The organism is Bordetella sp. 2513F2 (genome assembly GCF_054642735.1).
The window spans coordinates 15,414-35,821 of the sequence record NZ_CM137755.1; the positions used below are offsets into that span (position 1 = coordinate 15,414).

Sequence of the window (20,408 nt, forward strand, 5' to 3'; positions counted from 1 at the left end):
GCAAAATGCGCAAGAACGGCAAAGCCGGCCCCGCTACAGTGCGATCCGAGGAGACCGCATGAAGCCCACGACCCGACGCCATTACGTGCAACGGCTGCTGCCCGTGCTGGACTGGCTGGCGCAGCATCCCGATGCGTCGCCCGACCTGTACCGCCTGGCCGAGCTGGCCTGCCTGTCGCCGTACCACTTCCACCGCGTCTATCGCGCCCTCATGGGCGAGACGGTGGCGGCCACGGCCCAGCGCATGCGCATGGCTCGCGCCTCGGCAGCCCTGGCCCGCAACCAGGGCACGCTGGAACAGGTGGCCAGCCGTGCCGGCTACGCGTCGATCGCCGCCTTCAACCGGGCTTTCGGATCGGCATTCGGCGTTCCGCCGGGGCGCTATCGTGCGCAACGCTCCTCCCCTCGTGTCCTTCAGGAGCCTGCCATGTACCCCATCCATATCGAGCACTTTCCCGGCCTCACGCTGGCCGCCCTGCCGCATCGCGGCGATTACCAGGCCATCGGCCAGGCCTTCGACCGGCTGCTCATGCTCGCGGCCGCCGCAGGGCTGCAGCAACCGGGCATCGAAGCCCGCAGCATAGGTGTGTATTACGACGATCCGGCACAGGTGCCGGTGACGCAGCTGCGTGCGCATGCCGGCATGGCGATGCCGGCCGGCCAGACCGCCGCTGCGGGGCTGGAGACCTTGCACATCCCTGCAATGCGCTGCGCGGTGCTGGCCTACACCGGCCCGTACAGCGACCTGGAAAGCGCCTATGCCTGGCTCTTCGGCACCTGGCTCCCCGCCAGCGGCGAGACGCCGGGCGACTTCCCGGTATTCGAGGAGTATGTGGACGACCCCAGGCATACGCCGGCGGCCTCGCTCCGCACGCTGATACGGTTGCCGCTGGCGTAGTGCGCTACGGCCATGTCTAACGCCGGAAATCCACGCTGCCGGGCCGGCCTTCCAGGTGCAGGGTGGCCTGCGCCGCAGGATTGCTGGCTACCAGCTTGCCGCCCCGCCACACCATGAGGCGGGCGGCGCGCAGCCGGATCGCCTCGACGGGGTCGCCGGCCTGCAGCAGCACCAGGTCGGCGCGCTTGCCCACCTCCAGGCCCGTGTCGTCCAGCCCGAGGATGCGTGCGGGGGTGGTGGTGACGGCCTCGAAGCAGGCCTGCATGGCCTCGCGCCCGGTCATCTGCGCCACGTGCAGCCCCATGTGCGCCACGTCGAGCATGTCGCCCGAACCCAGGCCGTACCAGGGGTCCATCACACAATCGTGGCCGAAGGCCACCGGCACGCCGGCGGCGAGCAGTTCGGGCACGCGTGTCATGCCGCGGCGCTTGGGATAGGTGTCGTGCCGGCCCTGTATGGTGATGTTGATCAGCGGGTTGGCGATGGCCGACACGCCTGCTTCACGGATCAGCGGGATCAGCTTGGACACGTAGTAGTTGTCCATGGAGTGCATGGACGTGAGATGGGAGCCCGTCACGCGGCCCTGGAGCCCCAGGCGCTGCGCCTGGTACGCCAGGGATTCGATGTGGCGCGACAGCGGGTCGTCGGTCTCGTCGCAATGCATGTCCACGCGCAGGCCGCGCTCGGCGGCCAGTTCGCACAGGATGCGCACCGACTCGGCGCCGTCGGCCATGGTGCGCTCGAAGTGCGGGATGCCCCCCACCACGTCCACGCCCATGTCCAGGGCGCGCCGGACGTTGTCCAGCGCGCCCGGCGAGCGCAGCAGGCCGTCCTGCGGGAAGGCCACGAGCTGCAGGTCCAGGTAGGGCTTGACGCGCTCGCGCACGTGCAGCAGCGCCTCCACGGCCAGCAGGCGCGGATCGCACACGTCCACGTGGGAGCGGATGGCCAGCAGGCCCCGGCCCACGGCCCAGTCGCAGTAGGCCAGCGCGCGCTCGACCAGCGCTTCCTGCGTGAGCAGCGGCTTGAGTTCGCCCCATAGCGCAATGCCCTCGAGCAGCGTCCCGGACTGGTTCACGCGCGGCAGGCCGTAGGACAGCGTGGAGTCCATGTGGAAGTGCGCGTCGACGAATGGGGTGGAGACGAGCTGGCCGGCAGCGTCGACGACGGTGCCGGCGTTGCGGGGCAGCGCCGGCTCGATGGCGGCGATGCGGCCGCCGGCGACGCCGATGTCCACGGGGCCGCGGCCGTCGGGCAGCATGCAGCGGGTGATGAGCAGATCGAACATGTGTAAACCTCGGTGATCGGAATGGGGCCGCGCACGGCCCGTTGACACGCCCTAGCGTTCGCCCTTGCGATAGGGCTTCATCAGTGCCTGCGGATAGCTGGCGCGCCGGGCCACCACCACGAGGGCAAGGATGGAAAGCACGTACGGCAGCATCAGGTAGACCTGGTACGGCAGTGCCGGAAGGCCGGGCAGCGCGGCAGCGCCCTGCTGCAGGCGCAGCTGCAGGGCGTCGAAGAAGGCGAAGACCAGCGCGCCAGCCAGGGCCTTGCCGGGCCGCCAGGAGGCGAACACCACCAGCGCCACGCAGATCCAGCCGCGGCCGTTCACCATGTTGAAGAAGAAGGCGTTGAACGCGGCCAGCGTGAGAAAGCTGCCTGCCACGCCCATGAGGGCGGAGCCGGCCACCACGGCGCCGGTGCGCAGCCGCGCCACCGACAGCCCCTGGCCCTCGGCTGCGGCGGGATTCTCGCCGACCATGCGCACCGCCAGGCCCAGCGGGCTGCGGTTCAGCACCCAGGCGATCAGCGGCACGGCGGCGAGCGCCAGCAGCGTCATGGCGGTCTGGCCGGCCAGCACCGGCCCGATCAGCGGGATGTCGGCCAGCCCGCGCAGTTCGGCAAAGGGCTGGATGGTGGGCGGCGCGTTGACGCTGGGAAAAGTGACGCGGTACGCGTAGTAGCTGAGGCTGGTGGCCAGCATGGTGACGCCCAGCCCGGACACGTGCTGCGACAGGCCCAGGCCCACGGTGAGGCCTGCATGCAGCAGGCCGAAGGCCGCGCCGGCCGCGGCCGCGGCCAGCACGCCCACGGGCAGCGGCGCGCCCAGGTAGACGGCCAGCCAGCCGGTGAATGCGCCAGCCACCATGATGCCCTCGATGCCGAGGTTCAACACGCCGGCGCGCTCGCACAGCAGCACGCCCAGCGTGCCCAGGATGAGCGGCGTGGCCAGGCGCAGCACCGCCACCCAGAAAGCCGCCGAACTCAGGAGATCCATCCATTCCATGGTGTCGGCCTCAGGACTTGCGGCGCAGCCGGTACTGCGCGAACAGGGTTGCGACCAGCATGGCCAGCAGGGCCACGGCCACGATCACGTCGGCGATGTAGTTGGGCACGGCCACCGCGCGGCTCATGCTGTCGGCGCCGACCAGCATGCCGGCCACGAACACGCTGGCGGCGATCACCCCCAGCGGATGCAGGCCCGCCAGCATGGCGACCACCACGCCGCTGTAGCCGTAGCCCGGCGACATGTCGAGCGTGACGTAGCTGGTGCGGCCCGCCACTTCGATGGCGCCTGCCAGGCCGGCCAGCGCCCCGGACAGCATGGCGGTGCACAGCACCACGCGCTGCACCGGCAGGCCGAGGAAGCGCGCGGCATGCGCGTTGGCGCCCACCGAACGCATCTGGAAACCGAAGACGGTGTACCGGTTCACCAGCCACAGCGCCACGGCCAGGCCGACGGCCCACAGCAGCCCGGTGTGGGCGCGCGTGCGGGCGATGAGCTTGCCGAGTTCGAGCTCGCCATCGAGCGCCACGGACTGGGGCCAGCCCATGGCCATGGGATCCTTCATGGGCCCGTCCAGCATCATGGAGACGAACAGGAGCACGATGAAATTGCCCAGCAGCGTGGTGACCACCTCGTCCACGCCCAGGCGCGTCTTGAGCAGCGCCGGCACCAGCAGCAGCAGGGCGCCGGCCAGCGCGGCGGCGGCCATCATGCCGGCGAACAGCACCGGGGTGGGCAGGTCGAATGCCGCCCCGCCATGCATCCCGCCCACGGCCACGGCAGCCAGCGCGCCCAGGTAGAGCTGGCCTTCGGCGCCGATGTTGTAGAGGCGCGCACGGAACGCCACGGCGCAGGCCAGGCCGGTGAGCATCAGCGGCGTGGCGCGCGTGAGGGTCTCGGAAAGTGCGAAGCGCGAACCGAATGCGCCTTCGAACAGCAAGGCGTACGTGCGGCCGATTGGGGCGCCGGCCCAGGCCACCAGCAGCATGCCGGCCAGCAGGGTGGCGCCCACCGCGGCCAGCGGGGCGAGCGCCATGGCGAGCCGGCTCGGGTCGGCGCGGCGTTCCAGGATCAGTTTCATGCGGCAGGAGTATCGAGAGAAGCGCCCGTCATGGCCAGGCCCACCGTGGCGGGGGTCCATTGCGCGACGGGGCGGTCGGCCACCACGCGGCCGGCGCACAGCACAGCGATGCGGTCGGCCAGGGCGAAGATTTCTTCCAGGTCTTCGGAGACCAGCAGGATGCCGGCGCCGCGCGCCCGCGCCGCCAGCAGCTGTTCGCGCACGTAGGCCACCGCGCCGATGTCCAGGCCCCAGGTGGGCTGGTCGGCGATGATCAGCCTCGGATCGCGCGACAGCGCGCGGCCCAGGATGAGCTTCTGCATGTTGCCGCCCGACAGGCTGCGCGTGCGCACGTCGAGCGAGGCGGCGCGCACGTCGAACTGGCGGGCCAGCTGCGCGGCGTGGTCGCGGCCCGCGCGGCTGCGCACCACGCCCCAGCGGGCGAAGCGCGGGTCGGCCAGGTCTTCGACGATGGCGTTTTCCCAGACGGGGTTGTCGCCGATCATGCCTTCGTGGTGGCGGTCTTCGGGAATGCGGCCTACGCCGGCGCGCGTCCAGCCGGCCGGCGTGGACGGCGCGAGGGCGGCTTCGGCGCCCAGGCGTATGGCGCCGTCGGAAGGACGGCGCATCCCGGTGAGCACGGACACCAGCGCCTGCTGGCCGTTGCCGGCCACGCCGGCGATGGCCACGATCTCGTGGGCATGCACGGTGAGGTCCAGCGCGTCGAGCAGCGGCACGCCGCCGCGCGGATCGGCCAGGCTGACCTGGGCCAGGCGCAGCACGGGCGCGGCGCCCGGGCCGTGATGGTGTGCGGCCTGGGGCATGACGACCTTGCGGCCCACCATCAGCTCGGCCAGCTCGGCCGCATGGGTGCTTGCGGTGGCGCGCTCGGCCACCAGGCGGCCGGCGCGCAGCACGGCCACGCGGTGCGACACTGCCATGACCTCGTCGAGCTTGTGCGAGATGAAGATCACCGCCAGGCCCTGCGCGACGAACTCGCGCAGCGTGGCGAACAGCGCCTGCGCCTCCTGCGGCGTGAGCACCGCGGTGGGCTCGTCGAGGATCAGCACGCGGGCGCCGCGGTAGAGGGCCTTGAGTATTTCCACACGCTGCTTCTCGCCCACGGAGAGCGAACCCACGCGTGCGTCGGGATCCACCGCGAGGCCGAAGCGCCGGCCCAGCTCGAGCAGGCGCGCGCGCGCCTGGCGCCGGCGCGAGGCCGGCCGCCAGAGCGGTTCGGTGCCTACCATGACGTTGTCGAGCACGGTCATGTTGTCGGCCAGGGTGAAATGCTGGTGCACCATGCCGACGCCGGCGGCCAGCGCAGCGTCGGGCCGGCCCGGCGGCAGCGGTTCGCCGTGCACTTCGATGCTGCCCGCATCGGCGACGTAATGGCCGAACAGGATAGAGACCAGGGTGGACTTGCCCGCCCCGTTCTCGCCCAGCAGGGCCAGGACCTCGCCCTCGGCCAGCTGCAGCGAGATGTCGTCGTTGGCCGTCAGGCTGCCGAAGCGCTTGGTGATGCCCTGCAGGCGCAGGGCGACCCGGGGACCGCTCATTTGGCCGTGGACTTGGGTTCGCCGTTGTTCACGTCGACAGTGAAGCTGCCGTCCAGCATGGCCTGCCGCTTGGCCTGCACCTTGGCCATCACCTCGGCCGGCACCTTGCCCTCGAAGGTGCCGAGGGGGGCGAGGTCCGAGCCCTTGTGCTTCATCAGCGAATACTGGCCGTAGTCTTCGGCCTTGAAGCCGCCGGCGCGCACCTGGGCCAGCGCATGGTCGATGGTGGGCTGCATGTCCCAGAGGGCAGAGGCGACCACGGTTTCGGGGTACTGCTCCTGCGTGTTGACCACGTTGCCGATGGCGAGCTTGCCGCGCTCCTTGGCCGCATCGGACACGCCGAAGCGCTCGGCATACAGCACGTCGGCGCCCTGGTCGATCATGGCGAAGGCGGCCTCCTTGGCCTTGGGCGGATCGAACCACGAGCCGATGAAGCTCACGGTGAACTGCACCTGCGGGTCGATTTCGCGGGCGCCCGCCATGAAGGCGTGCATGAGCCGGTTGACCTCCGGGATGGGGTAGCCGCCCACCAGGCCGATGCGGTGGGTCTTGGTCATGCCGCCGGCGATCATGCCGGTGAGGTAGGCCGGCTCCTGGATGTAGTTGTCGAACACCGAGAAATTGGGCGCCTGCGGCTTGCCGGACGAACCCATCAGGAAGGCGGTGTCGGGATAGTCCTTGGCCACCTTGCGCGCGGCCGATTCCACCGCGAAGGCCTCTCCCACGATGAGCTTGTTGCCCTGCTCGGCGTACTGGCGCAGCACGCGCTCGTAGTCGGCGTTGGTGACGTTCTCCGAATAGGCGTATTCGATCTCGCCGCGGTCGCGGGCGGCGTTGAGCGCCTTGTGGATGCGCGAGACCCATTGTTGTTCCACCGGCACGGTGTAGACGGCGGCGACCTTGGTCTTGGCCGGGGCCTGTGCCTGCGCGGCGCCGCTGGCGGCAAGCAGCACGCCGGTGGCGACGCCCAGCTTCAGCAAGGCACGGCGCGCCAGTCCGGGCGCGGAATGGGGGAACCGGGATGTCATGGAGTAAGGCTCCTGGAAGAGAGTATCTGGAACGGCCGGAGTGGGCCTGTCCATTGAAAAGCAAGTTGCATGCCATCGTGCGCGGGCCGGCACGCTGCATGCGCCGCAAGAGTGCCGGCGCGGCTGCACCGCGGCGGTGAATCATACGACGGGATGGCACCATTGCTGTACGAGCGGCGCACCAATTGCGTGCGTTCTTGCGTGGCCGCGGCGTTCAGCGCGCTGGCGCAGACGTGGGGGCATAATGCCAGGCAGTCACGCCCGCCGATGCGGCGGGCGCTCTTCCCGAGTGGCATGGAGAAAGCAATGCGCATGTTGATTCTGGGCGCCGGCGGCACCGGCGGCTATTTTGGCGGGCGGGCGGCGCAGGCCGGCGTCGACGTCACTTTCCTGGTGCGCGAGGCGCGTGCCGACAAGCTGCGGCGCGAGGGCCTGCGCATCCGCAGCCCGCGGGGCGACGCCACCGTGCAGCCCCAGCTTGCCACCGCCGCCGAGCCGGGCGGCCCGTATGACGTGGTGGTGCTGAGCTGCAAGGCCTACGACCTGGACAGCGCCATCGAGGCGATACGGCCCGTGGTGGGCGAGCAGACCACGATCCTGCCCATCATGAACGGCGTGCGCCAGTACGACGTGCTCGACCAGGTTTTCGGCGCGCACCGCGTGCTGGGCGGCCTGTGCCAGATCATGGCCATGCTGGGTCCGGAGGGTGAAGTGCTCCACATGGGTTCGCATGCCAATTTCGTGTTCGGCGAGCGCGCCGGCGAACCGCGCAGCGAGCGCTGCGTGGCCATCGAGCAGGCCCTGGCGCCGGCGGATTTCACCAGCCGCCTGAGCGAGGACATCTACCAGGACATCTGGGAGAAGTACGTGTTCCTGACCTCGTTGGCCGCCGGGACCTGCCTGATGCGCGGCCCGGTGGGCCGCATCGTTTCCTCCGACCATGGCGAGGAGGTGCTGCGCGGCCTGCTGCACGAATCGCAGCAGGTGGCCGCCGCGCATGGCCACCCGGTACGACCCGAGGCAGACGCCGCGGCACTCAAGGTGCTCACCGATCCCGGCTCGCCTGCCACGGCCTCGATGTTCCGCGACCTGAGCCAGGGCGGCCGGATCGAGGCCGACCACCTCGTGGGCGACATGGTGCACCGCGCCGGGTCGGTCGGGCTCGACACCCCGTATCTGCGCGTGGCGTATGCGCACCTGCAGGTCTACCAGGCCCAGCTCGAGGACCGGCCATGACGGGTTTCGTCCCGGTAGACCTGCAGCGCGCCTACCTGCTGATGAACCACGGGCCCACCGTGCTGGTCACCAGCGCGCATGCCGGCCGGCGCAACGTGATGGCGGCGGCGTGGGCCATGCCGCTGGATTTCGACCCGCCCAAGGTGCTGGTGGTGATCGACAAATCCACGTATTCCCGCGGCCTGATCGAGGCCTCCGGCGAGTTCGTGCTCTGCATCCCGCCGCGCGAGCAGGCGGAGGCGGTGGTCAAGGTGGGCACCGATTCGGGCCGCGACGAAGACAAGTTCCAGGCTTCGGGCCTGCAGGCCCTGCCCGCCAGCATCGTCGGTGCTCCCCTGGTGGCCGGCAGCCTGGCCTGCGTGGAGTGCAGGGTGGTTCCCGAGCCGCACAATGAGCAGGCCTACGACCTGTTCATCGGCGAGGTGGTGGCCGCCTGGGCGGATCCTGAGGCGTTCTCCGGCAACCGCTGGCATTTCGAGAACGAGGCGCGCCGTTCGCTGCACTATGTGGCGGGCGGGTCGTTCTTTGCCACGGGCGAGGCGTTCTCCACCCGCAACGAGGGGCCCTGAATGGCGGCCCGGATATACCTGGCGGGCTTCGACGTGTTCCGTCCCGACGCCGTGGCGCGGGGGGAGTATCTGAAGCAGCTGTGTCTCGACCACGGCTATGCAGGCCTGTTTCCGCTGGACAACCGGATTCCGCCCGGGCTGGACCTGCGTGCCCAGGCCGAATGGATCTACCGCGAGAACACGGCGTTGATCCGCAGCGCCGACCTGGTGATGGCCAACCTGAATCCCTTCCGCGGCGCGGAGCCGGACTCCGGCACGGCGTTCGAAGTGGGTTATGCGGTGGCCCTGGGCATCCCGGTATGGGCCTACACCGGCCAGTCGCACGACCTCGTGGCCCAGGTAGGCGCCGGCAGCAATCCCGCCGTGCATGGCGGCATCGTGGACGCGCAGGGCTACATGGTCGAGAACTTCGGCCTCAACCTGAACCTGATGCTGGCGTGCAGCTGCACGGTGGTCGTGGGCGATGCGGCCGCATGCCTGGCGCGCATAGCGGCCGGGTGAGGCTGGGGCGGATGCCGGAACCACGATGCGCGCCGGCGGTATCCGCGCCGACGCGGGCGTGCGGTGCCGCCCCCCGCTTCAGGCCGCCGCCGCCAGCGGCGCGGCCGCGTCGTGCAGCGCGCGCAGGTGATCGGCCAGCTCCGCGATGGTGAGCGCAACCAGTCCGTGCGTCGCGGCGTAGCGCTCGAGCGCTGCGCCCCGCATCATGGTGCCGTCGGGATTCATCAGTTCGCACAGCACGCCGGCCGGGCTGAGGCCGGCGAGGCGGGCCAGGTCCACCGAGCCTTCGGTGTGGCCGCGCCGCGCCAGCACGCCGCCCGCGCGCGCGCGCAGGGGGAACACATGGCCAGGGCTCACCAGCTCTGCGGGATCCTGCGCCGAGAGCGCGGCGCGGATGGTGGTGACGCGGTCGGCCGCGCTCACGCCGGTGGACACGCCCGTGCGCGCCTCGATCGAGACGGTGAAGGCGGTGCCGTGCCGGCTGCCGTTGCTGGCCACCATGGGCGGCAGGCCGAGGCGGTCGAGCGCCTCGCCGGGCAGGCAGAGGCAGACGATGCCGCTGCCGTCGCGTATCAGCTGGGCCATCACGGGCACGGTGATCTTGTCGGCGGCCACGATCAGGTCGGCTTCGTTCTCGCGATCGAAGTCGTCCATGAGGATGATGGGCCGGCCCAGGCGCAACTGGTGCAGCGCGCGCGACAGGCGCGTGGCGAACGGCTGGGCGTAGAGGGGCGAAACGGAGGCTGGTTGTAGGGACATTGAAACGCTCTCGCAGGAAGTCGTGGCGAAGAACGTTCCAGGGCTGCTGACAGCCGGGCCCGCACAGGCGGCGCGGACGCATGCGTGCGCCCGCGGCGGCGGAACGGGCCGGCACATCTTCTCTCATCCGGACTATGACCGTCGGCCCTGGCTTCTCACCAGGTCTGCTGACCCTGCCTGCATGGTGCAGGCAGGCGCTCGCGGGCTCGCCGCATTGCGGCATACCGCCGGTGGGGAATTGCACCCCGCCCTGAAGACGTACTGCGGGGCGGCGGACCGCCCGCCACCCAGCAGGCATTGTACGCCCGTCCGCGCCGGTTCAGGCAGCGGCCTTGTCCTCGCCCGGGGCCTGCTTCTTGCCGCGGGCCTTTTTCTTCTTGGGCAGCGCGAGCATGGTGCCGCGGCACGAAGGCGAGCCGCAAAGGCAGGCGTAGCCCTGTCTGAGCGCCTTGGTGATGCGTCCGTCGAGCACCAGGCCGTAGTCGTAGAACAGTTCTTCGCCGCGGGCGATGTCGCGCAGCGCGACGATATAGACGCGCTTGCCGTGGCGCCCTTCCTGCGCTTCGCAGTTGGGCTCGCACGAATGATTGATCCAGCGGGCGTCGTTGCCGTGGTCGCCGCCGTCGATGACCTTGCCGGAGCTCAGCGCGAAGAAGAAGGTGTGGAACGGATCGTCGGGGTTGGTGGGATGGCGCCGGTCGGCTTCTTCCGGGCTGATGCGCCGGCCGCCGTATTCGATGATGCGCGTGCCTTCGGGAATCTTGCGGGCGGCGAAGACGCCATTGCCGTGCAGTTTGGAGCGGCGCACGACGTACCAGGGTTTGGCGGGGGCGTCTTCGATGGGCATGAGGCGTGGAGCGTGGGCGGATGAGACAGGCGATTATATCGATGCCCCGCGGTCCGCAGGGCCGGTGAGCGGCAGGCGCGCTTCCTTGAGGCTGCGCAGCACGAAGCCCGATTTGCTGTGGCGGATGCCGGGAATGCGGTAGAGGCGTTCGCGCAGCAGGCGCTCGTAGTCGCGGGTGTCGCGCACCGCGATGCGGATGTAGTAGTCGTAGTCGCCGGATACCAGGAAGGCTTCCAGCACTTCGGGTATCTCGGCCAGCGCGCGGCCGAATTCGTACAGGGTCTCTTCGCTGTGGCTCTCCAGGGTCACGTGCACGATCACGGTGTCCATGAAGCCGAGGCTGGCCGGATCGATGTCCACCGTATAGCCGCGGATCACGCCGGCCTGCTCCATGCGCTTGATGCGGTTCCAGCATGGGGTGGAGGACAGGCCCACCGCGGCGCCGATCTCGTTCAGGCTGGCCCGGGCGTTGTCCTGCAGTACCTTGAGGATGGCGAGGTCGAACTTGTCGAGTTGCATTTTTCTGCGCTTCCGTGAATATGAGGGAAAATTTACTGCAGAAACACGGCAAGTATGGAAAAGAAGATAAAAATTCCCGCGGAAGCCCGATAAGATAGGTGGCATGAACGACCGTCTGCATCCCCAGGCCCTTGCCGCCCTCGACCCCCCTGCATCCCCGGCCGCCAACGGCGCCCGGCTGTTGCTCGAAACCCTGATTGCGCGGGGGGTGGACACCATTTTCGGCTACCCGGGCGGCGCCGTGCTGCCGCTCTACGACGCCCTGTATGCCGAACCCCGGCTGCGCCACGTGCTGGTGCGCCATGAGCAGGCCGCGGTGCACGCGGCCGAAGGCTATGCCCGGACCACCGGCAAGCCTGGCGTGGTGCTCGTCACGTCGGGGCCAGGGATGGCCAACACCACATCGGGTCTGCTCGATGCGATGTGCGACTCGATCCCTGTGCTGTGCATCAGCGGGCAGGTGGCCACGTCGGCCATCGGCACCGACGCGTTCCAGGAGTGCGACGCCATCGGGATTTCCCGTCCGGTCACCAAGTGGAATACGCAGGTGCGCAGCGTGGACGACGTGGTGCAGGTGGTGGGCCGCGCCTATGACCTGACACGCCAGGGGCGGCCTGGTCCGGTGCTGGTGGACATGCCCAAGGATGTGCAGCTCGCCGCGCCCGGCCCCGCCGACGCCTCGTGCGAGGCGGCCGACCGGGCCGGCGTGGCCGCGCTGCGCGCGCGCCGCCAGGGCGCCAAGAGCGCGTTGCGCCTGCCGCAGGGCGCGCTGCGGCGTGCCGCGGCGCTGATCGCGCAGGCCCGCCGTCCGGTGTTCTATGGCGGTGGCGGCCTGGTGAACGCAGGCCCGCAGGCCTGCGCGGCCTTCTCCGGACTGGTGCGCGCCACCGGCGCACCATGCACGCTCACGCTCATGGGCCTGGGCGCCTTCCCCGCTTCCGACCCGCGGTTCGTCGGCATGCTGGGCATGCACGGCACGCTGGAGGCCAACCTCGCCATGCACGAGGCCGACCTGGTGGTGTGCGTGGGCGCGCGCTTCGACGACCGCATCACCGGCAAGCTGGCCGAGTTCTGCCCGGGGGCGCGCAAGATCCATATCGACATCGACCCGGCTTCGATCAACAAGGTGGTGCGCGTGGACGTTGCCCTGGTGGGCGACTGCCTGCCCATGGTGGAGGCCCTGCAGGCCGAACTCGCGGCCCTGGCGCCCCTGCCGCCGCAGCGCCTGGATTCCTGGTGGCGCCGCATAGACGCCTGGCGCGCGCAGCGCTGCCTCGACTACACGCCTTCCGTGGAAGAGATCCTGCCGCAGTACCTGATGCAGCGCCTGGACGCCGCCCTGGCGGACCGCGACGCCATTGTTTCCACCGACGTGGGACAGCACCAGATGTGGGCGGCGCAGTACCTGCGATTCGAGCGCCCCCACCGCTGGCTTACATCGGGCGGCGCGGGCACCATGGGCTACGGCCTGCCTGCGGCCATCGGCGCGCAGGTGGCGCATCCCGACCGCACCGTGGTCTGCGTGAGCGGCGACGCCTCGGTGATGATGAACATCCAGGAGCTCTCCACCGCCATGCAGCATCGCACGCCGGTCAAGCTGGTGTTGTGCAACAACGGCTACATGGGCATGGTGCGCCAATGGCAGGAGCTGATCCACGGCGGGCGCTACAGCCACAGCTACAACGCCTCGCTGCCGGATTTCGTGGCGCTGGCGCGCGCCTTCGGCTGGGGCGCGGCGCGGGTGGAGGACCCCGCTGGGCTGGACGCCGCACTGGCGCAATGCCTGGCGCATGACGGGCCCTATTTCCTCGACGTCGCGGTGGCGCCGCGCCAGAACTGCTTCCCCATGGTGCCCGCAGGCGAAGGCCACCACCGGGTGATGCTGGCCGAGGACGTCTGGTACGAAGACGATACGGCCTGAGGCGGCCCTGCCTGCGGCACGGACCCGACCGTGCCGCCAGCCGTTTTCAGAGCGGCTGCTGGCTCAGCGCCCGGGCAGTGCGGATCACCAGGGGGCCGAGGTCTGCCCGCGCCTGCTCCACGGTCCAGCGCGGCTTGGGCACCGAGATGTTCACGGCTGCCACCGGCTGGCCCTGCTCATCGAGCACGGCCGCGGCCACGTTGATGTCGCCGTCGTAGAACTCCTCGTCGGCATACGCATAGCGGTCGCTGCGCGCCTGTTCGACCAGCGCGCGCAGCGCCTGGATGTCGACGGTCGTGTGCGGCGTGTACTTGCGCAGGCGCAGGCCGGCCAGCCTGGCTTCCAGTGCCGGGGGCGCGAGCTGCGCCCACAGCGCGCGCCCGGAGGCCGAGGCAAAGCACGGAATGCGCGTGCCCAACGGCATGTAGACGGGGATGTGGCGGGCCGGCGCCACCCGCATCACGAACACCATGTTGCCGGCGTCGTCCGGCACCGACAGGTTGACGATCTCGCCGCAGGCCTGGTTGAGCTGGTGCAGCACGGCGTGGGCCCGCTGGAACAGCGGGGTGCGGTGCAGGTAGCTGTAGCCCAGGCCCACGGCCTTCACCGTGACGCGGTAGCGCTTGCTGCGGGGATCGCGGTGCAGGTACCCGGCATGTTCGAGCGTGAGCGCCACGCGCTGCGCGGATCCGGGCGTGATGCCGGCAGCACGCGCGATCTCCTGCAGATTCATCGATTCGACGTCGCGGAACGTCTCGAGCACCGCGAGCCCCTTCTCCAGCGATTGGATCAGCAAACCTGCATTGGCCATGGCATTGCGCGCGCACGCCGCGAGGCGGACGCCCTGTTCTCCCCGGTTGCGTGAAGGCCGAATAGTACTTGCCCCGCGGCCGGCCGGATGCCCGGGGGTGTCTGACACCGGATCCGAGGCGGGGCGTTCCCCGGTAAACCCGCATTGATCCGGCGCCGCCTTCGGGTTATATCTATCGCATATCAAAAACAGTCTATCGAATAGCGATAACAATGTCGAGTTTCATGTCTCCAGGGCCCGACGCCCCGCTGCCCGGCCCGGTCGACGTGGCGGTGATCGGCGGCGGCATCATCGGGGTCAGTGCCGCCTACGCCCTGGCGCGCGCCGGCGTGCGGGTGGCCGTGTTCGAGAAGGGCAGCGTGGGCGCGGAGCAATCGTCCCGCAATTGGGGCTGGGTACGCACCCTGGGGCGCGACCCGGCAGAGGTGCCGCTGGCGTTGCGCGCCAATGCCTTGTGGGCGGACATCCAGGCGCGCGTCGACGTGGGTTTCCGCCGCACCGGCATGCTGTACCTGCAGCAGAGCGCCGACGATGCCGCCGAACACCAGCGCTGGCTGGACAGCTGCCGGGATCATGGCGTGGACGCCGTCATGCTCGACCGCGAGGCCGCGCTGCGCCACCTTCCCCGCACGCCCCGTGGCTGGACCGGCGCCATGTACAGCGCCCATGACGGCGTGGCCGAACCGCGGCTGGCCCCGCATGCGATCGCCGCGCTGGCCCGGGATGCCGGCGCCCACATCGTCGAGGGCTGCGCGGTGCGCGGACTCGAACGCGCGGCGGGCCGCGTGGCGGGCGTGGTCACCGAACGCGGCCCGGTGGCCGCCCAGGCCGTGCTGCTGGCAGGAGGCGCCTGGTCGCGCCTCTTCTGCGGCAATACCGGCGTCGACTTCCCGCAGCTCAAGGTGCGGGGCTCGGTGCTGCGCACCGCGCCGTTCCAGGGCGCGTTGACGGCCGCCGTCAACGGCGGGGGCTTCACCTGCCGCAAGCGCGCCGACGGGGGCTACACCGTGGCGCAGTTCGGCGCGTCGATGGCCGACATCGTGCCCGACAGCTTCCGGCTGATGGGCCGGTTCCTGCGCGGCTGGCTGCAGAACAACGATTTCGTGCGCCTGCGTTTCGGCCGGCGTTTCTTCGAAGAACTGGCCATGCCCCGCAGATTCGGGCTGGACGCGCCCACGCCGTTCGAGCGGCACCGCGTGCTCGATCCGCGGCCGTCGGCCGCCGGCCTGCGCCAGGCATGGCAGCGCCTCACCGATGCGTTCCCCGAGTTCGCCGCCGCGCAGGTGGCTGAGTCCTGGGCCGGCTATATCGACGTGACGCCCGACGCCTTGCCGGTGATGTCCGAAGTGCCGGCGATGCCCGGCTTCTACCTGGCCTCGGGTTTCTCGGGGCACGGCTTCGGCATCGGCCCGGCCGCCGGCGAGGCCATGAAAGACCTGATCCTGGGCCATGCGCCGCAGGCCGACCTGAGCGCCTTCCGGCTCTCCCGGTTCGCCTGAGCGCCATGGGCCTCCATCCCTACGAGAGGAAAGCGCCATGAGTTCATCAGCAGCATTGCATCGCCAGTCCGTGGTCGTCGACGGGCTGGTGTTCTTCAGCGACGGCGACACGCGCGACATGCTGGCGGGCGGGGTCAGCGCCATCAATCTCACCGTGACGGAGATGGCTGCCGATTTCGAGGAAGCGCTGCGCGATGTCATGACCTGGCGCGAGCGCGCGCTGGATCCGGCCAGCTCCTGGCTGCTGGTGGAACGCATGGAGGACATCGCGCGCGCCAAGGCCGAGGGCAAGCTGGGCCTGATCATGGGCTGGCAGAACGCCAAGCCGCTGGGCGACCGGGTCGAGCGCGTCAAGCTGTTCCACACGCTCGGCATGCGCGTGATCCAGCTCACCTACAACGAGGCCAACCTCATCGGCGACGGCTGCCTCGAAAAGCGCAACGCCGGCCTGTCGAAACTGGGCCTGGAGATGGTGGCGGAAATGAATCGCGTCGGCATCGCCATCGACCTCAGCCATTGCGCGCCGCAGACCTGCCTGGACGCCGCGCGCCACAGCACGCGGCCGGTGCTGCTCACGCACGCCAACGCCAATGCGGTGATCACGCGGCCGCGCAACAAGTCCGACGACGTCATCCGGGCGGTGGCCGATACCGGGGGCGTGGTGGGCTGCAGCATCCACGCCTACCTGCTCTGGCGCGGCAAGGCCGGGCAGCAGCCCACGCTGGAGGATTTCGTGGCCAATGTGAAGCACATCGGCGGGCTGGTGGGATACGACCACGTCGGCATCGGCACGGACTTTCCCTCGGTGCAGACCTATGAGGCGGTGCGGCACGTGATGGTGATGTCGCGCACCAAGTATGCGGCATCGGGCGGCGATTTCTCCACGGCGTTCGGCGATGTGATGGAAGCGCGCTATCCCGTGGAGACGCCCACGCCGGCCCAGTTCCCGCGCCTGACCCAGGCCCTCGAGGAAGGCGGGCTCAGCGCCTCGCAGATCGAAGGCGTGCTGGGCGCGAATTTCCAACGCGCGTTCGGCGAGATCTGGTCGGCCGCGTCATAACCAGCAAGGGGAATGATCATGAAGTTCTTGTCCAGGTATCTGGCCGCGCTGGCCGTCGCGCTGGCCGTCGCGCTGGCGGCGGTCGCGCCGGCGGCTGCCGCCGACGCCTATCCGTCGCATCCCATACGCCTCATCGTGCCCTACAACCCGGGCGGCTCCACCGACATGGTGGCGCGGCGCCTGGCCGAGCTCGCCGAGTCCGAGCTGGGGCAGAGCATCGTCATCGAGAATCGCGGCGGCGCCGGCGCCACGCTGAGTTCGCGCGCCATGGTGGGCGCGCGTCCGGACGGCTATACCCTTGCGGTGATCCTCAGCCCGACGCTGCGCATGCCGCACATCACCAACGTCGGCTACGATCCGCTGAAGGACCTCACCTATGTGGTGGCGCTGGCCGGCTACACCGTGGGCGCGGCGGTGGTGGCCGACTCGCCGTTCAAGACCTTCATGGACCTGGTCGAATACGCCAAGGCCCATCCCGACGAGATTGCCTACGGCACGGCCAGCGTGGGCAGCTTTTCCAACGTGATGATGGAAGAGACTGCCGCGCGCCATGGCTTGAAGTGGCGCCACATTCCCTACAAGGGCGAGTCCGAGGTGATACCGGCCGTGATGAGCGGCCAGCTGCAGGTGTACGCGGGATCCAGCACCATCCTGCCCCTGGTGCAGGCCGGCAAGATGCGCATGCTCGTCACGTGGGGCGCGAGCCGTGCGCCGCAGTTCCCCGACACGCCCACGCTGGAGGAGATCGACGGCACGCCGCCGGTGTTCGGGCCTTTCGGCATCGTCGGCCCCAAGGGCCTGCCGCCCGAGATCGTGGCCAGGCTGCATGACGTCTTCAAGCGCGTTGCCGATACGGAGGAATTCCAGAAGGCGCTCTTCCAGTACGGCATGCAATCCGTCTACATGGACAGCGCAAAGTACGCCCAGTATGCCGTGGAGCAGTACGCGGCCGAGGCGGAGATCGTGCGCAAGCTGGGCCTGGCCCAGGGCAAGTGAACCCGCGGCGGCGGGCATGCGGAAGACGCTGGCGTCGCACATCCGCTGCCGCGCGCTGCAACGCAGACAGGAGGACAGCTCCATGGGTGTATCCGTTGCATTGCATCGTCGTCGCGCCCTGCTGGGCCTGGGCGGCGCGCTGGCGCTGGGCATGGGCCCGGCTCGCATGGCCCGGGCAGCCGAGGCGTGGCCGCAGAAGCCGATACGTCTGCTGGTGGGGTTTCCGCCGGGGGGCGGCACCGACACCGTGGCCCGCGCCATGGCGCAGCAGATGAGCGAGCGCCTGGGGCAGCAGGTCGTGGTGGAGAACCGGCCCGGCGCCAGCGGCACCATCGCCACCCAGCAGGTGGCGCGGGCCGATCCCGACGGCTATACGCTGCTGTTCGCCACGGCCTCGCCCCTGACCGGGGCGCCGCTCACCATGAAGAGCCTCAACTACGACCCCCGCAAGGATCTCGCGCCCATCTCGCTGCTGGGCAACGGCCCCTTCATCCTGGTCGCCAATCCGGCTTTCCCGCCCAACAGCCTGAAAGAGCTCGTCGCCTACGCGCGGCAGCATCCGGGAGAAGTGAACTATGCTTCGCCCGGCAACAGCACGGCGAACTACTTCTTCTGCGAGCTCCTCAACATGGAGGCTGGCATCCGCACGGTGAACGTGGCCTACAAGGGCAGCGCCGCGCTGATCAACGATCTCATCGGCGGCTATGTGCAGTACACGCTGGAGACGCCCGGCACCACGCTGCCCCTGATACGCCAGGGCAAGCTCAAGGCGCTGGCGCTGCTGCACGACCGCCGCCTGGAGAAGGCGCCGGACGTGCCCACGACGGTGGAGGAGGGATATCCGCAGCTCGTCGGCGGATCCTGGTACGGCATGCTGGCTCCCGGCGGCACGCCCGAGCCGGTGATACGCGCCATCCACGGCGCCGCGCTGGCCGCCCTGCACGCACCGGCCGTCGCGCAGGTGATGGACGAACGCGACGTGCTGGCCCGGGGCAGCACGCCGGAAGAGTTCCGCCGGTTCATCGACGCGGAATACATGAAATGGCAGGACGTGACCCGGCGGCTCGGCATCGTCCCGCAATGAGCGAGGTGAGCACATGGCAACGACTTCCGTTCCTGAAGACCTGACGCGCGGCAGTGCGCCCGCGTCCATGCGCCCCACGCTGGGCGGGGTTGCGCACATGATCTCGGCGGGGCACTACCTGGCCACCCAGGCCGGCATGGACATCCTGCAGGCCGGCGGCAACGCGGTGGACGCCGGCGTCGCCGCCGGCCTGGCGTTGGGTGTGGTGCAGAGCGACATCGTGAACATCGGCGGCGTGGCGCCCTGCCTGGTGTACGAGGCGGCCAGCCGCCGCGTCTGGAGCATCTCGGGCCTGGGCTGCTGGCCGCGCGAGGCCAGCCTGGAGCTGTTCATCGCGCGCCACGGCGGCAGCATCCCTGCCGGCGTGCTGCGTTCGGTGATCCCGGCAGCCCCGGATGCGTGGATCACCGCGCTGGAGCGCTTCGGCACACTGTCCTTCGGCGAGGTCAGCGCCGCGGCGATACGCTATGCCCGCGAGGGCTTCGTCATGTATCCGCTCATGGCCGAGGTGCTGGCCCAGCATGCCGACGACTACCGGCGCTGGCCCTCGAATGCCGCCATCTATCTGCCGGGCGGGATGCCGCCGGCCGCCGGCAGCATCTTCCGCCAGGACGACCTGGCCGGCACCCTGCAGTACATGGCCGACGAAGAAGCGGCGGCGGCCGGACGGGGACGGGCTGCCGGCCTGGCCGCGGCACGGCGCGCCTTCTACCAGGGCGACATCGCCCAGGCCATCGTCAAGTATCACCTCGAGCATGGCGGCCTCATCCGGCATGAAGACCTGGCCGGATTCCGGGTGGAGGTGGAGCCCGCCTTGTCCACGGATTTCCGCGGCACCACGGTATACAGCTGCGGCTTCTGGTGCCAGGGCCCCGCGCTGCTGCAGATGCTGAACATCCTCGAGCCGGCCGACCTGCATGCGCTGGGCCACAATTCGGCGCGCTACATCCACATGCTGGTGGAGGCCGTGAAGCTGGCGTTCGCCGACCGGGAATGGCGCTATGGGGATCCGCGGCACCAGGCCGTCGACGCCGGGCGGCTGCTGTCCAAGGACTATGCGCGCGCACGGCTTGCCCTGATCTCGCCCGACCGCGCCCTGCCCGACATGCCGCCGCCCGGCGACCTGGCGGCGGCATCGGAAGTGCGGTCCTTCCAGGAGGGCGATACGCGGCGCACCGACCCGCGGCTCGACACCTCGTACGTGGCCGTGGTGGACCGGCATGGCAACGCGTTCTCGGCCACGCCCAGCGACGGCTCCTACAACTCGCCGGTGATCCCGGGAACCGGCCTGTGCGCCTCCGGCCGCGGCAGCCAGTCGTGGGCGGTGGCCGGGCATCCCTATGCGATCGCGCCGGGGCGGCGTCCCCGGCTCACACCCAATCCGTCGCTGGCGATACGCCCGGGGCAGTACGTGATGCCGTTCGGCACACCCGGCGGCGACGTCCAGTGCCAGGCCATGCTGCAGACATTCCTGAACCTCGAGCTGTTCGGCATGGACCTGCAGCAGGCGATCGAGGCGCCGCGCTTCGCCACGTTCAGCTTCCCGTCCTCGTTCGAGCCGCACAGCATGCAGCCGGGGCGCCTGATGATCGAGGACCTGGTCGACGCGGCGGCGGGCGAGGCGCTGGCCCGGCTGGGCCATGACGTGCGCTGGTGGCAGGGGCGCAACTGGCGGGCCGGGGCGATGTGCGCGGTGCGCCACGACCTGGGGTCAGGCGTGCGCTGGGGCGGCGCGGATCCGCGCCGCCCGGCCTACGCGATGGGGGCCTGA

At 70.0% G+C, this 20,408-nt stretch carries 19 protein-coding genes and 1 riboswitch; of the genes, 10 read left to right on the forward strand and 9 right to left on the reverse strand.

Features of this window, described 5'->3' with window-relative positions; genetic code table 11:
* Nucleotides 1-58: 58 nt before the first annotated feature.
* On the forward strand, nucleotides 59-898 hold the full coding sequence (locus ACYBYQ_RS00075; protein ID WP_459616336.1) for an AraC family transcriptional regulator: 840 nt from the start codon (nucleotides 59-61) through the stop codon (nucleotides 896-898).
* A 16-nt stretch (nucleotides 899-914) separates the two neighbouring features.
* Here the strand turns inward: ACYBYQ_RS00075 and ACYBYQ_RS00080 are convergent, their stop codons facing one another.
* Genes ACYBYQ_RS00080 through ACYBYQ_RS00100 form a run of 5 tightly spaced genes read right to left on the reverse strand, consistent with a single transcriptional unit; the run spans nucleotide 915 to nucleotide 6,835 of the window.
* Nucleotides 915-2,186 carry an amidohydrolase family protein gene (locus ACYBYQ_RS00080; protein WP_459616337.1) on the reverse strand — a complete coding sequence of 424 codons (1,272 nt, stop codon included), beginning with the start codon at nucleotides 2,184-2,186 and terminating at the stop codon, nucleotides 915-917.
* 51 nt (nucleotides 2,187-2,237) lie between these two features.
* A complete protein-coding gene (locus ACYBYQ_RS00085) occupies nucleotides 2,238-3,188 on the reverse strand; it encodes an ABC transporter permease (protein WP_459616338.1) in 951 nt (316 codons plus the stop codon).
* A 10-nt stretch (nucleotides 3,189-3,198) separates the two neighbouring features.
* The gene (locus ACYBYQ_RS00090; protein WP_459616339.1) at nucleotides 3,199-4,269 is read right to left on the reverse strand and encodes an ABC transporter permease; all 1,071 of its coding nucleotides are present in this window, start codon (nucleotides 4,267-4,269) and stop codon (nucleotides 3,199-3,201) included.
* Nucleotides 4,266-5,807, reverse strand: a complete 1,542-nt coding sequence (locus ACYBYQ_RS00095; RefSeq protein ID WP_459616340.1) for an ABC transporter ATP-binding protein — start codon at nucleotides 5,805-5,807, stop codon at nucleotides 4,266-4,268. The genes ACYBYQ_RS00090 and ACYBYQ_RS00095 overlap by 4 nt, the downstream gene beginning before the upstream one ends.
* Complete coding sequence (locus ACYBYQ_RS00100) at nucleotides 5,804-6,835, reverse strand: BMP family protein (RefSeq protein ID WP_459616341.1); 1,032 nt, start codon at nucleotides 6,833-6,835, stop codon at nucleotides 5,804-5,806. Before ACYBYQ_RS00100 ends, ACYBYQ_RS00095 begins: the two co-directional genes overlap by 4 nt.
* A 306-nt stretch (nucleotides 6,836-7,141) precedes the next feature.
* On the opposite strand from ACYBYQ_RS00100, the gene panE reads away from it, so the two are divergent.
* Genes panE through ACYBYQ_RS00115 form a run of 3 tightly spaced genes read left to right on the forward strand, consistent with a single transcriptional unit; the run spans nucleotide 7,142 to nucleotide 9,141 of the window.
* Nucleotides 7,142-8,071: a 2-dehydropantoate 2-reductase gene (gene panE / locus ACYBYQ_RS00105; protein ID WP_459616342.1), complete on the forward strand. Its 930-nt coding sequence runs from the start codon at nucleotides 7,142-7,144 to the stop codon at nucleotides 8,069-8,071.
* Complete coding sequence (locus ACYBYQ_RS00110; RefSeq protein WP_459616343.1) at nucleotides 8,068-8,640, forward strand: flavin reductase family protein; 573 nt, start codon at nucleotides 8,068-8,070, stop codon at nucleotides 8,638-8,640. Before panE ends, ACYBYQ_RS00110 begins: the two co-directional genes overlap by 4 nt.
* Nucleotides 8,641-9,141, forward strand: a complete 501-nt coding sequence (locus ACYBYQ_RS00115; protein ID WP_459616344.1) for a nucleoside 2-deoxyribosyltransferase — start codon at nucleotides 8,641-8,643, stop codon at nucleotides 9,139-9,141.
* Nucleotides 9,142-9,219: 78 nt separating this feature from the next.
* Here the strand turns inward: ACYBYQ_RS00115 and ribB are convergent, their stop codons facing one another.
* The 3 genes from ribB to ACYBYQ_RS00130 form a co-directional block, all read right to left on the reverse strand.
* Complete coding sequence (gene ribB, locus ACYBYQ_RS00120) at nucleotides 9,220-9,900, reverse strand: 3,4-dihydroxy-2-butanone-4-phosphate synthase (protein ID WP_459616345.1); 681 nt, start codon at nucleotides 9,898-9,900, stop codon at nucleotides 9,220-9,222.
* Between the two features lie 111 nt (nucleotides 9,901-10,011).
* Nucleotides 10,012-10,162: riboswitch (FMN riboswitch) on the reverse strand.
* 57 nt (nucleotides 10,163-10,219) lie between these two features.
* Nucleotides 10,220-10,747 carry an SET domain-containing protein gene (locus tag ACYBYQ_RS00125; protein WP_459616346.1) on the reverse strand — a complete coding sequence of 176 codons (528 nt, stop codon included), beginning with the start codon at nucleotides 10,745-10,747 and terminating at the stop codon, nucleotides 10,220-10,222.
* A gap of 33 nt (nucleotides 10,748-10,780) precedes the next feature.
* Nucleotides 10,781-11,266 carry an Lrp/AsnC family transcriptional regulator gene (locus ACYBYQ_RS00130; RefSeq protein ID WP_459616347.1) on the reverse strand — a complete coding sequence of 162 codons (486 nt, stop codon included), beginning with the start codon at nucleotides 11,264-11,266 and terminating at the stop codon, nucleotides 10,781-10,783.
* 94 nt (nucleotides 11,267-11,360) lie between these two features.
* Here ACYBYQ_RS00130 and ilvB point away from each other — a divergent pair, with 94 nt between their 5' ends.
* Nucleotides 11,361-13,187 (forward strand): biosynthetic-type acetolactate synthase large subunit, encoded by a 1,827-nt coding sequence (gene ilvB / locus ACYBYQ_RS00135; RefSeq protein WP_459618667.1) that lies wholly within the window; start codon nucleotides 11,361-11,363, stop codon nucleotides 13,185-13,187.
* A gap of 46 nt (nucleotides 13,188-13,233) precedes the next feature.
* Here ilvB and ACYBYQ_RS00140 read toward each other — a convergent pair whose 3' ends face one another.
* Entirely contained in the window at nucleotides 13,234-13,998 is a 765-nt protein-coding gene (locus ACYBYQ_RS00140) for an IclR family transcriptional regulator (RefSeq protein WP_459616348.1), read from the reverse strand.
* A gap of 224 nt (nucleotides 13,999-14,222) precedes the next feature.
* Here ACYBYQ_RS00140 and ACYBYQ_RS00145 point away from each other — a divergent pair, with 224 nt between their 5' ends.
* The 5 genes from ACYBYQ_RS00145 to ACYBYQ_RS00165 all read left to right on the forward strand — a co-directional run bounded on the left by ACYBYQ_RS00145 (nucleotide 14,223) and on the right by ACYBYQ_RS00165 (nucleotide 20,408).
* On the forward strand, nucleotides 14,223-15,497 hold the full coding sequence (locus ACYBYQ_RS00145) for an NAD(P)/FAD-dependent oxidoreductase (protein WP_459616349.1): 1,275 nt from the start codon (nucleotides 14,223-14,225) through the stop codon (nucleotides 15,495-15,497).
* A gap of 37 nt (nucleotides 15,498-15,534) precedes the next feature.
* Nucleotides 15,535-16,557 carry a dipeptidase gene (locus ACYBYQ_RS00150; protein WP_459616350.1) on the forward strand — a complete coding sequence of 341 codons (1,023 nt, stop codon included), beginning with the start codon at nucleotides 15,535-15,537 and terminating at the stop codon, nucleotides 16,555-16,557.
* A gap of 18 nt (nucleotides 16,558-16,575) precedes the next feature.
* Nucleotides 16,576-17,553 (forward strand): tripartite tricarboxylate transporter substrate binding protein, encoded by a 978-nt coding sequence (locus ACYBYQ_RS00155; protein ID WP_459616351.1) that lies wholly within the window; start codon nucleotides 16,576-16,578, stop codon nucleotides 17,551-17,553.
* A gap of 82 nt (nucleotides 17,554-17,635) precedes the next feature.
* On the forward strand, nucleotides 17,636-18,637 hold the full coding sequence (locus ACYBYQ_RS00160; RefSeq protein WP_459616352.1) for a Bug family tripartite tricarboxylate transporter substrate binding protein: 1,002 nt from the start codon (nucleotides 17,636-17,638) through the stop codon (nucleotides 18,635-18,637).
* 13 nt (nucleotides 18,638-18,650) lie between these two features.
* On the forward strand, nucleotides 18,651-20,408 hold the full coding sequence (locus ACYBYQ_RS00165) for a gamma-glutamyltransferase family protein (RefSeq protein WP_459616353.1): 1,758 nt from the start codon (nucleotides 18,651-18,653) through the stop codon (nucleotides 20,406-20,408).